The sequence below is a fragment of the Polynucleobacter nymphae genome (assembly GCF_018882155.1).
Classification (GTDB): domain Bacteria; phylum Pseudomonadota; class Gammaproteobacteria; order Burkholderiales; family Burkholderiaceae; genus Polynucleobacter; species Polynucleobacter nymphae.
Genome location: NZ_JACVPA010000001.1, coordinates 418839 through 433140, shown reverse-complemented (window position 1 = coordinate 433140; position 14302 = coordinate 418839). Strand labels below are relative to the sequence as shown.

General features: G+C 46.4%; 14 protein-coding genes. 13 read left to right on the top strand and 1 reads right to left on the bottom strand.

From position 1 onward, the window contains the following. The first annotated feature begins 148 nt into the window (after nucleotides 1–148). The gene (locus ICN29_RS02225) at nucleotides 149–565 is read left to right on the top strand and encodes a hypothetical protein (protein WP_216129303.1); all 417 of its coding nucleotides are present in this window, start codon (nucleotides 149–151) and stop codon (nucleotides 563–565) included. Nucleotides 566–629: 64 nt separating this feature from the next. Here the strand turns inward: ICN29_RS02225 and ICN29_RS02220 are convergent, their stop codons facing one another. Then, the gene (locus tag ICN29_RS02220) at nucleotides 630–1331 is read right to left on the bottom strand and encodes a Bax inhibitor-1 family protein (RefSeq protein WP_216129301.1); all 702 of its coding nucleotides are present in this window, start codon (nucleotides 1329–1331) and stop codon (nucleotides 630–632) included. Between the two features lie 270 nt (nucleotides 1332–1601). Here ICN29_RS02220 and ndk point away from each other — a divergent pair, with 270 nt between their 5' ends. The 12 genes from ndk (at nucleotide 1602) to ICN29_RS02160 (ending at nucleotide 14293) form a co-directional block, all read left to right on the top strand. Beyond that, nucleotides 1602–2027 (top strand): nucleoside-diphosphate kinase, encoded by a 426-nt coding sequence (gene ndk, locus ICN29_RS02215; RefSeq protein WP_216129299.1) that lies wholly within the window; start codon nucleotides 1602–1604, stop codon nucleotides 2025–2027. Nucleotides 2028–2103: 76 nt separating this feature from the next. Further along, a complete protein-coding gene (rlmN, locus tag ICN29_RS02210; RefSeq protein WP_500797028.1) occupies nucleotides 2104–3246 on the top strand; it encodes a dual-specificity RNA methyltransferase RlmN in 1143 nt (380 codons plus the stop codon). A 13-nt stretch (nucleotides 3247–3259) separates the two neighbouring features. Then, nucleotides 3260–4531 (top strand): flavodoxin-dependent (E)-4-hydroxy-3-methylbut-2-enyl-diphosphate synthase, encoded by a 1272-nt coding sequence (gene ispG / locus ICN29_RS02205; protein WP_216129295.1) that lies wholly within the window; start codon nucleotides 3260–3262, stop codon nucleotides 4529–4531. Nucleotides 4532–4561: 30 nt separating this feature from the next. Further along, nucleotides 4562–5881, top strand: coding sequence for a histidine--tRNA ligase (gene hisS, locus ICN29_RS02200; protein WP_216129293.1), 1320 nt, complete (start codon nucleotides 4562–4564; stop codon nucleotides 5879–5881). Between the two features lie 60 nt (nucleotides 5882–5941). Further along, on the top strand, nucleotides 5942–6601 hold the full coding sequence (locus ICN29_RS02195) for a YfgM family protein (protein ID WP_216129290.1): 660 nt from the start codon (nucleotides 5942–5944) through the stop codon (nucleotides 6599–6601). A gap of 20 nt (nucleotides 6602–6621) precedes the next feature. Next, nucleotides 6622–7767, top strand: coding sequence for an outer membrane protein assembly factor BamB (gene bamB / locus ICN29_RS02190; RefSeq protein ID WP_369411619.1), 1146 nt, complete (start codon nucleotides 6622–6624; stop codon nucleotides 7765–7767). Beyond that, the gene (gene der, locus ICN29_RS02185) at nucleotides 7764–9128 is read left to right on the top strand and encodes a ribosome biogenesis GTPase Der (protein WP_216129286.1); all 1365 of its coding nucleotides are present in this window, start codon (nucleotides 7764–7766) and stop codon (nucleotides 9126–9128) included. The genes bamB and der overlap by 4 nt, the downstream gene beginning before the upstream one ends. A gap of 122 nt (nucleotides 9129–9250) precedes the next feature. After that, nucleotides 9251–9493: an RNA chaperone Hfq gene (hfq, locus tag ICN29_RS02180; RefSeq protein WP_216129284.1), complete on the top strand. Its 243-nt coding sequence runs from the start codon at nucleotides 9251–9253 to the stop codon at nucleotides 9491–9493. Continuing rightward, a complete protein-coding gene (gene hflX / locus ICN29_RS02175; RefSeq protein ID WP_216131907.1) occupies nucleotides 9486–10727 on the top strand; it encodes a GTPase HflX in 1242 nt (413 codons plus the stop codon). Before hfq ends, hflX begins: the two co-directional genes overlap by 8 nt. Further along, complete coding sequence (gene hflK / locus ICN29_RS02170) at nucleotides 10717–12243, top strand: FtsH protease activity modulator HflK (RefSeq protein ID WP_216129282.1); 1527 nt, start codon at nucleotides 10717–10719, stop codon at nucleotides 12241–12243. The genes hflX and hflK overlap by 11 nt, the downstream gene beginning before the upstream one ends. After that, nucleotides 12243–13112, top strand: coding sequence for a protease modulator HflC (gene hflC, locus ICN29_RS02165; RefSeq protein ID WP_216129280.1), 870 nt, complete (start codon nucleotides 12243–12245; stop codon nucleotides 13110–13112). The genes hflK and hflC overlap by 1 nt, the downstream gene beginning before the upstream one ends. A gap of 20 nt (nucleotides 13113–13132) precedes the next feature. After that, nucleotides 13133–14293, top strand: a complete 1161-nt coding sequence (locus tag ICN29_RS02160) for an ATP phosphoribosyltransferase regulatory subunit (protein ID WP_216129278.1) — start codon at nucleotides 13133–13135, stop codon at nucleotides 14291–14293. Nucleotides 14294–14302: the final 9 nt, after the last annotated feature.

The window sequence follows — 14302 nt, the reverse complement described above, 5'->3', positions numbered from 1 at the left end:
AAAGCCTCAGATAGTATTGCAATCATATTAATTTTGATTGCACTGTCTTATGCGGTCAGCATGTTTGTGACTAATTAATTTAAGGCAGCGCAATACCATTGCGTGATAAAAAATAGGTATCATATTTATTTTCACGCAAAGGTATTTTATGAAATCAATGATTGGCCTCACGCTTGGCCTAGGTATGAGCTTCCTCGTAAATGCACAAACTATCCCAACCTTAGCCAAGGTCTATAGTGGCAATACGGTTGAAACTTCAATCAATGCATCCCAGAAGAATCCAAAAGTACAAAATCAAACGATAGTGGCTACATTAACCATTTTGAAGCAAGACGGTCAGCACGTTGAATTTATGTATCAAAACCCCAGCTATAAAGCTTATGAAATTGGCACCATTTCTGCTGATGGAAAGAAATTGCAAATCTCCTATAAGGGTGGTTTTGGCGTCTATGACATCACTGGAAATAAATTAGTAGGATGTGGATCTGGTAGAGCTAGTGAAGGCCCATTTAGCCAATGGATTAATACCTACTATGCATGGTGCGATGATTTAACTGCTAAGTAATATCGATGCAGCACAAAAATAAAGGCGCCAAGAGCGCCTTTATTTTTTGAGAGAAAATAATTACTTAATCTCTGTTCCCGCCAACAATACCTAAAAGTGCCAGTAAGTTAGTAAAGACGTTATACACATCTAAATAGATAGCCAGAGTAGCCATAATGTAGTTGGTTTCACCGCCATTGATGACGCGTTGTACGTCAACTAGGATAAAGGCTGAGAAGATTGCAATAGCCAAAACCATCACAGTCAACATCAAGGCAGGTAACTGTAACCAGATGTTTGCCACTGAAGCAACGATCAAAAGCAGTACGCCAACCATCAACCATTTGCCCATGCCAGAAAAATCACTTTTACTGACAGTAGCAATCGTTGCCATCGTAGCAAAGATGGCTGCTGTACCACCAAAAGACAACATGATGAGGGTGGCGCCATTGCTATAGCTATTAAGGGTAAAGCCAATCAAGCGGGACATCATGATGCCCATGAAGAATGTGAAACCCAAGAGCAGCAGAACACCTACACCAGTCTCTTTGTTTTTTTCGATTGCCCAGAAGAAGCCAAAGGCAACTGCCATGAAGACGATGAAACCAATGAATGGGCTACCAGCAAATAAGCTAAAACCCATTGCAACGCCAAGCCATGCACCAATTACTGTTGGAACCATGGATAGCGCCAAGAGAGCATAGGTATTACGCAGTACGCGATTGCGTACCTGCATAGTGCTAATTGAGCCGGTTTGGCCAAAGCCGTAAGAGTTCAGATCACTCATATTGACTCCTTCTTTCAAGGTAATTACATGAGCCCATGAAGGGCTGTTGACAGTAAGTATAGACAAAACACCCTAAATTCAAGTCCCCAGATAAAAGACCTACAAAATGAGGGCTTATGCCTTGTAAATTCAATGGCTTAGCCCTACTTATATAAGGGTAAATACGGTCAGGCAATGTATAATTCGGGGGTCGTTGAGCTTGGCAGGGCTATTTAAGCCGTTTTTCACCTAGGCCAACAAACATCATTGAAATCACTATTGGAGTCTTGCATGGCAATTGAACGCACCCTTTCTATCATCAAACCTGATGCTGTCGCTAAAAACGTCATCGGCAAAATTTATGACCGTTTTGAATCCGCTGGTTTGAAGATTATTGCTTCCAGAATGGCGCATCTCTCACAAGTTGAGGCTGAGCAGTTCTATGGCGTTCATAAAGATCGTCCTTTCTTCAAAGATTTGGTGAGCTTCATGATTTCTGGCCCAGTGATGATTCAAGTATTGCAGGGTGAAGGTGCGATTGCTAAGAACCGTGATTTGATGGGTGCTACTGATCCTAAAAAAGCAGACAAAGGCACAATCCGTGCTGACTTTGCTGACAGCATTGATGCAAACGCTGTACATGGTTCTGATGCTCCTGAAACAGCTGCTGTGGAAGTTGCTTTCTTCTTCCCTGGCATCAATGTTTTCACTCGCTAATCAGTCACTTATTTATTTATAAGTAGGCGCATTGACCTCCCCGCGCGTAAATCTCTTAGATTTTGACGCCGACCAAATGGCGGCGTATGTCGCGGGGTTAAATGAAAAGCCCTTTAGGGCAAAGCAGCTCATGCAGTGGATACACCAGCGTGGTGTATCAGACATTAACGAGATGAGTGATTTAGCAAAAAGCTTCAGAGCGAACTTGCTAGATAAAGCAGAAGTACTTTCCTTGCCGATCATTAAAGATGAGCATGCCTCAGACGGTACCCGTAAGTGGTTGATGGACGTGGGGGCTGGTAATGCCGTCGAGTCCGTTTTTATTCCTGAGGATGATCGAGGCACCTTGTGCATCTCTTCTCAAGCAGGTTGTGCGGTCAATTGCCGTTTTTGTTCTACAGGGCGTCAAGGTTTCTCACGCAACCTCACCTCCGGAGAAATCATTGGCCAACTCTGGTTTGCTGAACATCTTTTGCGTAGCGATCCAGAGGCAATTCGTAGAGTTGAAAAGTTTCCAACCCCAGGCTGGGAGCATACTGGCCGAGTGATTTCGAATGTGGTGATGATGGGCATGGGTGAGCCATTGCTGAACTACGATAATGTGGTCTCTGCATTGCGTTTGATGCTAGATGATAGAGCCTATGGCTTATCACGTCGTCGAGTCACAGTCTCAACCTCGGGAGTAGTACCGATGATGGATCGGCTGGCACAAGATTGCCCAGTTGCGCTAGCAGTTTCATTGCACGCAGCGAATGACGCCTTGCGTGATCAACTAGTGCCACTCAATCAAAAATACCCCTTACGCGAATTGCTTGATGCATGTGAGCGTTACTTGCCATTTGCACCAAGGGATTTCTTGACCTTTGAATACTGTATGTTAGATGGCGTGAATGACTCAGATATTCAGGCAAAAGAATTAGTGCGTTTACTCAGAAACATCAAGTGCAAAATAAACCTCATCCCCTTCAATCCATTCCCAGAGTCAGGTCTGAAGCGCTCATCAGCCCAGCGGATCCATGCTTTTTTTGGCATCCTCTTAGATGCAGGCATGGTGGCTACAGTACGTAAGACCCGTGGTGATGATATTGCTGCTGCCTGCGGACAATTGGCAGGGGATGTTGTAGATCGCACCCGAGTGCGTGAACGTGCTGTGCACGATGCAGAAATTGTTGCAGAATCACAAGAGCAGCCCATCGAGTGGCTGAAAAAGTTAAATTAATTATTAGGTCTATATGAGCTCTAATCCTTCCTCATCACCAAAGTTACCTTTGGGCCCATCCCCAAAGCGTGCAACGCGTCAAGCAACCGTTGCCTGGAAAACGAACATCATTACTGTGGGTGGTGATGCGCCCGTGCGTGTTCAATCTATGACTAATACCGATACCGCAGATGCGGTAGGTACGGCGATCCAAGTCAAAGAGTTGGCGCGGGCTGGTTCAGAGATGGTACGCATTACTGTCAACACGCCAGAAGCTGCAGCTGCAGTGCCCTATATTCGCGAGCAGTTAGACAAGATGGATGTCTTGGTGCCATTGATTGGTGACTTTCATTACAACGGTCATACTTTATTAAATGATTACCCAGAGTGCGCTAAAGCACTTTCCAAGTACCGTATCAATCCAGGCAATGTGGGTAAGGGCGCTAAACGCGATCCACAGTTTGCGCAAATGATTGAATCAGCTTGCAAATATGACAAGCCAATTCGTATCGGTGTGAACTGGGGAAGTTTAGATCAAGAGCTCTTGGCATCCATCATGGATAGCAATGCTGCCTTAGCAGCACCAAAGACTGCGCAAGAGGTCATGATTGAGGCATTGATTCAGTCTGCATTGCAATCTGCAGAAAAAGCAGTTGAGCTAGGCATGAACCCCAATCAAATTATGCTGTCTTGTAAAGTGAGCAACGTACAAGACTTGGTGGCAGTCTATCGTGATCTTGCGCGCCGCTCTGACTACCCGCTCCACTTAGGCTTAACCGAAGCTGGTATGGGCAGTAAAGGGATCGTGTCTTCTACTGCTGCAATGGGTATTTTGTTGCAAGAAGGTATTGGCGATACGATTCGCGTTTCTTTAACGCCTGATCCTGGCGCGCCGCGTGAGAATGAAGTGATTGTTGCGCAAGAGATTTTGCAAACTATGGGCTTACGTAATTTCACACCGATGGTCATTGCCTGTCCTGGATGCGGTAGAACAACCAGTACGACTTTCCAAGAGTTGGCAGCTGACATCCAATCCTATTTGCGTCAACAAATGCCAGTGTGGAAGAAAAGCCATCCTGGCGTAGAAAATATGAACGTAGCTGTGATGGGATGTATTGTGAATGGCCCCGGTGAGAGCAAGCACGCTAATATTGGCATTTCATTGCCAGGGACTGGCGAAACCCCAGCGGCACCCGTGTTTGTAGATGGTATTAAGGTGAAAACTCTGCGAGGTGAGAAAATTGCCCAAGAGTTTCAGGTCATCGTTGATGAGTACGTTAAACAGAATTACGCAGCAAAAGCTTAATAGTGCCAAATTAGTAAAACAAGAATAAAAATGACTGATCAATCTAACAAAACTAAAGTCCAGAAAATAAACGGCGTGCGAGGCATGAATGACTTGCTGCCAGCCGATGCTGCGCAGTGGGCCCACCTTGATCATGTCTTGCGTGATTTGGTTCGCGCTTACGGCTATGAGTTTTTGAGAACCCCAATTGTGGAAGCTACTGCGGTATTTCAACGGGGTATTGGTGAAGTCACCGATATCGTTGAGAAAGAAATGTATTCCTTTGAGGATCGCTTGAATGGTGAGCAGCTTACCTTGCGTCCTGAAGGCACTGCTGCATTAGTGCGCTCTGTGATTGAAAATAATTTACTTTACGAAGGACCTAAGCGTCTTTGGTATACCGGACCGATGTTTCGGCATGAGCGTCCACAACGCGGTCGTTATCGTCAGTTCCACCAGTTTGGTATTGAAGCTTTAGGCTTTGCCGGCCCAGATATTGATGCTGAAATCATACTCATGGGCCAACGCCTATGGGACGAGCTTGGCCTCATTGGGGTTCGCCTTGAGATTAATTCTTTAGGGCAGGCTAACGAGCGTGCTGAGCACCGTGCAGCCTTAGTAACTTACTTTGAACGGAATAAAGCACAGCTGGATGAAGATTCGCAACGCCGCCTCATCACTAATCCTTTGCGTATCCTTGATTCTAAAAATCCAGAGATGCAAACATTGATTGAAGGCGCACCCAAATTATTGGATTTCTTGGGTGAGGAATCCCTTGCGCACTTCAATGCAGTGCAAGCGTTACTCAAAGCAAATAATATTCCTTGCAAGATTAATCCGCGTTTAGTTCGTGGTTTGGATTATTACAACCTCACGGTATTTGAGTGGGTGACAGATGAATTAGGGGCGCAGGGTACCATTGCTGGCGGTGGCCGTTACGATCCATTGATTGAACGTATGGGTGGCAAACCAGCACCTGCTTGTGGATGGGCTATGGGCATGGAGCGCGTCCTGGAGCTAATGAAGGTCTCTGGATCATTGCCTGAGGCTCAATCTCAATGCGATATCTTTGTATTGCATCAAGGTGGTGAGACTCTTGTTGCTGCCATGATTATTGCTGAGCGCTTACGAAGCGCTGGCATTGATGCCATTCTGTTCTGTTCGCCTGATGGCCAGTCTGCCAGCTTTAAGTCACAAATGAAGAAAGCAGATGCCAGTGGAGCAGCGTTTGCAGTCATTATTGGCCCAGATGAATTAGCCAAGAATGAGGCTCAGATCAAAGACTTGCGCTCTAGCGGTGAGCAAAAGGCCATCCCTTTAGATGGAGTATTAGAAGCCGTAATTGAAGCCTTAGTAGGCGCCTCCGAATAGAATGGGTCTATTGGTTGCATTTAATAGCAATAAACCACTTATTAATTAGCTTGGATTCACATGCCTTTAGATCTAGAAGAACAAGAACAGTTAGACCAACTCAAAGCATTTTGGCAAAAGTACCGTAATCTGATTACTGGGGTACTGACTGTCGTCTTGTTTGCCTATGCTGCTTACAATACTTATGGATGGTGGCTTAATAGACAGGCTCTAGAGGCATCTAAGCTGTATGAAACGATGATCAGTGCAGTTGCCAAAGGCGATCAAGAGCAGACCTTGCGCGCTGCCAATGATTTGCAAAAAGATTTTGCTCGTACACCGTATGCTCCGATGTCTAGCTTGATTGCTGCACGTATTGCTGCAGATGCTGGTGATAACGCTAAGGCTATCGACTATCTTCGTTGGGCCGCCAAGAATGCATCTAATGATGGCTACTTGGCGCTAGCAAAATTACGCCTAGTCACTCAGTTAATTGAGCAGGGCGCTGAAAAAGATTTTGCCGAAGCGGATCAAATCTTAAAAGAAACGCCGGTTGCTGGCTTTGAAGCATTGTGGTTAGAGCGTCGTGGTGATTGGTATTTAGCGCAGAAGAAAAATGCTGAAGCTAAAAAAAGCTATGAAGATGCATGGAAGACATTAAACCAAGCTAAAGAGTTTCCTGAAGAGGCGCGCCGTCTCTTGAAGGTGAAGTTGGATGCAGTTGGAGGGGTAGCACAGTAATGACTGTCAAGATTAATAGAATGAAGCGCTTAGTAAGAGTTGCTGGCAGCACTATCCTTGTAGGCGTTCTTGCTACTGCACTAGTTGCTTGTGGTGGCAGCTCTCGCGTTCGCAAGCCTTCTGAATTAGCGGCAGTGACAAATCAGTTTGATATGCAAGCGGTATGGTCAACTAGCGTTGGCTCTTCTGAAGGCTTCAACTTTCATCCAGTAGTGGCAGGGGATGCCGTCTATGCTGCTTCACATCGTGGCAATTTGGTCAAGATTGAATTAGCTTCTGGTAACAAGTTATGGGAGGCTTCTGTTCCTGAACGCCTATCTATTGGTCCTGGCTCTGACGGCCGCACAACGGTTGCTGTGAGCACCCGAGGCACTGTCTACGCATATGACGATACTGGCAAACAGCTATGGAAAGTCAGTGTTAACAGTGAAGTCTTGAGCGAGCCCATTGTTGCTGGTGGAATTGTGGTTGTGAGAGCACTCGATAATCGTTTTATTGGCTTAGACGCACAAACAGGTGCTCGTAAGTGGGTTTATCAGCGTCAACAATCTGCATTGTCATTGCGTGTTGGTTACGGCATGCTGGCTATTGGCAATGAAGTGATTGTGACTGGCTTTGCAGGTGGGCGCTTTGGCATGATTGCAATAGCTAACGGTGGATTAGTGTGGGAAACCCCAGTGTCATTTCCTAAAGGCTTCTCAGAAATTGAGCGCTTGAATGATGTGACTGCTAAGCCTAGTATGGATGGGGACATCGTCTGCGCAGTCTCGTATCAGGGTCGTGTTGGTTGCGGCCAGGCACGCACTGGGAACTTACTTTGGTTCAAAGACTACTCAAGCTATACCGGTACTGCTCAAAGTCTAGAAATGGTTTTCTCAGCCAATGAAAAATCCTATGTGACTGCATTTGCAACTAAAGATGGTACGCAGGTTTGGGAAAATACCAAACTCTCCTATCGTGATGTAGGTGAATCATTAGCAATTGGAAAAGTTCTCCTATTAGGTGATGCTCAAGGCTATGTTCATGCATTGAACCAGGCAAATGGTGACATCATCGCGCGTATTCGTCACGACAGTAATCCAATTTCCGCTGCTCCGATTGCAGTAGGCGGACTCATCTTGGTTCAGTCTCAGGGTGGCAAAATCGCGGCCTACAGTCCTAAATGAATCCGGTCATCACTATCGTCGGCCGCCCCAATGTTGGGAAGTCGACCCTCTTTAATCGCCTGACGCGTTCTCGCGATGCATTGGTGGCAGATTTTTCCGGCCTAACAAGAGATCGCCATTACGGCAAGGGCCGCATTGGCGAACGCGCCTTTATTTGCGTAGATACCGGCGGTTTTGAGCCTGTTGCCAAAACTGGCATTGTTGCGGAGATGGCAAAACAGACTAAGCAAGCAGTAGCGGAGTCTGACATTGTGATTTTCTTGGTCGATGGCCGCTTAGGGATGGCGCCACAAGATCGCGTCATTGCTGACTTCTTACGCAAGACCGGTCGCCCAACCATTTTGGCAGTGAATAAAACTGAAGGCATGCAATCCGGCATTGTTACTGCAGACTTTCATGAACTTGGTTTAGGTGAGCCATTCCCAATTTCCTCTGCGCACGGCGATGGTGTTCGTGGACTGATCGATGACGCCCTAGATTCATTAGGAATTGCAGAGCCTGACGAAGAAGAATTAGTAAACGATCCAAATCGCCCAATGAAGATTGCGGTAGTGGGTCGTCCAAACGTAGGTAAATCCACGCTGATTAATAAGTTGATCGGTGAAGAGCGGGTAATTGCATTTGATATGCCAGGCACGACTCGTGATGCGATCGAAGTGCCTTTTGAGCGCAATGGCAAACCATACATCCTAGTGGATACAGCAGGTTTGCGTCGTCGTGGCAAAGTGTTTGAGGCAATTGAGAAATTCTCAGTGGTGAAAACATTGCAAGCGATTGCAGACTGCAATGTCGTGATTTTGATGCTTGATGCGCAGCAAGATATCTCTGAGCAAGATGCACACATTGCAGGATTTATTGTTGAAGCAGGCCGCGCATTAGTTGTTGCCGTTAACAAGTGGGACGGCATTGACACCTATGTTAAAGAACGTGCTCGTTTGGAGATTGCGCAAAAATTGCGTTTCTTGGATTTTGCAAACGTACACCCGATCTCTGCTAAAAAAGGTACAGGTCTCAAAGAGTTATTTAAAGATGTGGATTCTGCCTATGCTGCTGCAATGGCGAAATTACCAACCCCACGCTTGACGCGTATTTTGCAAGAGGCCATTGAGCACCAGCAACCTAAACGGGTTGGTATGGGCCGTCCAAAATTGCGCTATGCCCACCAAGGGGGCATGAACCCTCCAATTGTGGTGATTCATGGAACATCATTAAGTGGCGTAACGGATAGCTATAAGCGTTACTTAGAAGGGCGCTTTAGGGATGTCTTCAAATTACGCGGCACCCCTTTGAGAATTCAGATGAATACCGCTAAAAACCCCTACGTAGATGCGGATAAGGGAAAAAAAGGTAAAAAGCGGTGATTTTGGGCTTGATTTTTTTATAATTGGGCTCAATATAGAAGATTCGATAGCAGTACTTTTTAAAAGTTTTATTTCATCAAAAAAAGCAAGACTCCCTAATTACAAAACAAATGAGGAGCAGTATGAATACCAACAAAATTCAATTACTACAGGATCCATTTCTGAATGCCTTGCGCAAAGAGCACATTCCTGTCTCGATCTATCTCGTTAATGGTATTAAATTGCAAGGCAATATTGAATCCTTTGATCAATACGTCGTGCTATTACGCAATACGGTAACGCAGATGGTTTACAAACATGCAATCTCTACGATTGTCCCAGCGCGTGCGATTGACTTCCGCATAGAAGAAGGCGCCCCTGTATAAAACTGGAGTAGATGCGGCACGCGCCGTCCTCGTTGGTGTTGATACGGGACGCGAAGATTTTGCAGATAGCATGGCTGAACTCAGTCTCTTGGCTGATAGCGCTGGCTCCATTCCCACAGCTAGTGTCATTGCCCGTAAAGGCAGAACAGATCCGGCTTTATATATTGGCTCTGGAAAAGTAAACGAACTCAAGCGCGTGATGGAAGAGCAGAACGCAGAGCTTGCGATCTTCAATCATCCACTTTCTCCAACGCAGCAGCGCAACTTAGAACGTCACCTTGACCGTCATGTGATGGATCGCACGGGCTTGATTCTAGATATCTTTAGTCAAAGAGCGCAAAGTCACATTGGTAAAACTCAAGTCGAGTTAGCGCAAGTGCGCTATCGCATGTCTCGCTTAGTAAGAGCTTGGAGTCACTTGGAGCGTCAACGTGGCGGTATTGGTGTGCGTGGCGGTCCAGGTGAAACCCAGATGGAGCTAGACCGCCGTATGCTAGCAACGAAAGCGAAGCGTTTAGAGAATGAGCTCGAGAAACTCCAACGCCAACAAAGAACGCAGAGAAGGGCGCGCAATCGAAAGGATGTGTTCTCTGTTTCTCTGGTGGGCTATACCAATGCTGGCAAGTCGACTTTATTTAATGCCCTAACGAAAGCAGGGACTTATGCTGCTGACCAACTTTTCGCCACTTTAGATACCACCTCTAGAAAAGTGCATTTGGAGGGGGTGGGTTCGATTGTGGTCTCCGATACCGTGGGATTCATCCGCGATCTGCCTCATCAGCTGGTTGAGGCTTTTAGGGCTACTTTGGATGAAACCATCCATGCTGATCTGATTTTGCATGTTATTGATGCCTGCAGCCCAGTAGCTCGGGAGCAGAAGGCTGAAGTTGAGGCGGTTTTGGAAGAAATTGGGGCAGATCAGATCCCTCGGATTGAGGTAATGAACAAGATTGACCAGATGCCTCAAACCTTTACCCGCGGGGCAGTTTTAGAGCGAGATGGGCAGGGCTTTCCTGGCCAGGTTTTCCTGTCTGCCAGAACAGGCCTAGGTCTTGATTTGCTCCGCGCGGCCTTGGCTGAATGCTCGCAAATGACTGATAGAATAAGGGTTGAGCACAACCGTGCCAAGAAGCAATTGGCCCCGGACGAGTTTTTAGAACCCTTACCCGAACGACCAGATACTGCTGAATTTAATCCGATCCCAAACCGAAGCTATTTTTCTAATGATGCGTAAATTTCTCGACCTCTTTTCGGTCAATGATCCAGGCTGGGGCAATAGCCACAACAGCGGTTCCAAAGATGCTAAAGATGGGCAGGGTAGTGATCAAGCTCCAAAAGTAGATCCGGATACGAATAAGCCGACAGAAACTGCACCAACGAATTCACCAACGAATTCACCAACTAAGCCAGGCGGCCCTCCAGATTTGGATGAGCTCTGGCGTGATTTCAATGACAGAATTGCTGGCATCTTTGGCGGCAAGAAAAAACCAGACGGTTCACCCAGCCAGCCAGCGAATAAACCCAATAGCACTGATATTCCTCCGCCATCACAGCGCGGCGGCGGCAATGGTGGCGGTGGCGGCAATGGCGGTATGAGTGCGCCAAACTTCAATTTCACCAATCCATTCAGTTCTAAGGCTAGCATCCTGATTGGTGCAGCAGTTTTCTTTTTCATTTGGATTTGCAGTGGCTTTTTCATCATTCAAGAAGGTCAGGCTGGCGTGGTTTTGACCTTTGGTAAATACGCTGATACTGCTAGGCCAGGTATCAACTGGCGTATGCCTTGGCCAATTCAGTCGGATGAAACAGTAAATCTTTCTGGCGTTCGCTCTGTTGAAGTGGGTCGCCCGGTATTGATTAAGGCAACGAATCAAAAAGATTCTTCGATGCTTACCGAAGATGAAAACATTATCGACGTACGCTTTGCTGTGCAATATCGCTTAAAAGATCCAACCGATTATTTATTTAACAATCGTGATCCAGATGCTGCAGTGATACAAGCTGCTGAAACCTCCGTTCGTGAAATTGTTGCTCGTAGCAAGATGGACACCGTGCTCTACGAAGGACGCGAAAAAATTGGTATTGATTTAGCAAACTCGATTCAGAAGATATTAGATAGCTATAAGAGTGGTATTTTCGTGACTAGTGTGACTGTACAAAACGTGCAGCCACCTGAGCAGGTCCAAGCTGCATTTGACGATGCGGTAAAAGCTGGCCAAGATCAGGAGCGCTTGAAGAGCGAAGGTCAGGCCTATGCTAATGACATCATTCCACGCGCTAAAGGTACTGCAGCCCGTTTAATTCAAGAGGCTGAAGGCTATAAGGCTAGAGTGATGGCCACTGCTGAAGGTGACGCTACTCGCTTCAAACAAATATTAGTGGAGTATTCCAAAGCGCCGCAAGTAACGCGTGATCGGATGTACATCGATAGCATGCGCGAGATGTATAACAATGTCACCAAGATTTTGGTGGACACAACCAAGAGTAATAGCCTTTTGTATTTGCCACTAGATAAGATTGTTGCTCAAGTTAGCGCAGAAAGTGCACAGGCAGCCAGCTCTCAAGTGAATCAAACGAGTACATCTACTCCGACTGGAAGTGTGACAGTAGGTGGCGCAACCGGAATAAATAATCCATCTCCCAACACAAGTGGGAGCTCAATAAATTCAGCGCCTGCAGTAAACAATAGTAACGATCGCTCTCTCGATAAGCGCGATGGTTTCCGTAGTCGTGATCGGGACCCTAGATAATGAGTGCAAATCGTTTAATAGCTGCAGGCATCGCCTTCGTTGCTTTGATCTATGTACTGTCGTCTAGTATTTTTATTGTTGATCAACGTAAATTTGCGGTTGTATTCTCTTTCGGGCAGATCGTGCGCGTGATTGAAACTCCTGGCTTACGCGTGAAGCTGCCATCCCCATTTGAAAACGTGCGCTTCTTTGATCGTCGCATTCTAACAATTGATAATCCAGAGGCAGAGCGCTTTATTACTGCAGAAAAGAAGAATCTCTTAGTAGATTCGTATGTGAAATGGCGTATTGTTGACCCTCGCAAGTTCTTTATTAGCTTCAAGGGTGATGAGCGCTTAGCGCAAGATCGCTTAACCCAGTTAGTGCGTTCTGCTTTGAATGAAGAGTTCACTAAGCGCACTGTACGCGAGTTGATTTCTGATCAGCGTGAAGAGGTCATGCAGGGTATTCGCAAGAAAGTGGCTGATGATGCAGCTGATATTGGCGTAGAGATTGTGGATGTGCGTTTAAAGCGCGTAGATCTCTTGGCTGAGATTAGCGATTCGGTATATCGCCGTATGGAGGCTGAGCGTAAGCGGGTCGCTAATGAATTGCGCTCAACGGGCGCCGCTGAGTCTGACAAGATTCGGGCCAATGCAGAGCGTCAACGCGATACGATTTTGGCAGAAGCCTATCGTGATGCCCAAAAGATTAAAGGTGCAGGGGACGCGAAGGCGACAGCGCTATATGCTGAGGCATTTGGACGTGATCCACAGTTTGCCCAGTTCTATCAAAGCTTGGAAGCCTATCGTAGCTCTTTCAAAGATAAGAAAGACATCATGGTGGTCGAACCTAACGGCGAGTTCTTCAAGTTCCTGCACAAAAAATAAGAAAGTAAATTGTCTAGATCATGAATCGCTGGTTGCTTCCTGAAGATATTGCAGACGTTTTGCCAGCGCAAGCTCGCAAGGTAGAGATTTTGCGTCGTGCAATCTTAGATTTGTATCAAACCTATGGCTATGAACTAGTTGCCCCTCCTATTTTGGAGTTCTTGGATTCTTTATTGACTGGCACTGGTTCAGATCTCAATCTCCAAACCTTTAAGTTAGTAGATCAGATGTCAGGACGCACCCTGGGCTTGCGTGCCGATATAACGCCGCAAGTGGCGCGTATTGATGCGCACTTATTAAATCGCACTGGAGTGACCCGTCTTTGCTATGCCGGCTCTGTCGCACACGCTCGCACACCAGTAGGTAGCTCTGCACGTGAAGATTTGCAATTGGGCGCAGAGATTTATGGTTGTGCTACCTGGGAAGCTGACTTTGAAGCGATCACTTTATTGCTCAAAACACTTTCAATTGCGCTCTTAGACAAGGTTTACCTTGATCTATCTCACGCTGGCATTTTGAATGGTATTTTGGCTGACCAGAAGTTGGATAAAGAGACGACTGAAACCTTATACAGCTTATTGCAGACTAAAGATCGTCCGCGCCTGACTCAATGGGCGGCAAGCGTGCCAACTAAAACTAGTGAAGCGCTGATGGCTCTCACTGAGCTCAATGGTCCTTGTGCAGAAGTGTTAGCAAGGGCTAAAAAAATATTACCTAAGCATGCTGCAATTGATCAAGCATTGGCAGATCTCGAGCGCTTAGTTGCTGCGGTGAGTGCATCAAGTGGCTTAGAGCTCAGTATTGATTTGGCAGACTTGCGTGGTTATCAATATCACAGCGGTGTGATGTTCGCTGTTTATGTAGACAAACTGCCTCAGCCAATCGCTAGAGGCGGGCGCTATGACCATGTCGGTCAGGCCTTTGGCCGCTCACGTCCTGCAACTGGTTTTTCATTAGATCTATTGACTTTAGCTAACCTCTCACCACTGAAGGTACGTAAGTTAGCCATCCTTGCTCCATGGCTTGAAGATGCTGCCTTAAGTAAAGCGATTGCAGCCTTACGTGATTCTGGTGAAGTAGTGATTCAGGCGATGGCTGGTGAAAAAGTAGAGGCAGCCGAATATGAATGTGATCGAGAGCTGGTAAAGCAGGGCAGCTCTTGGGAAGTAAAGAAAAAATAAAGTAAAGCA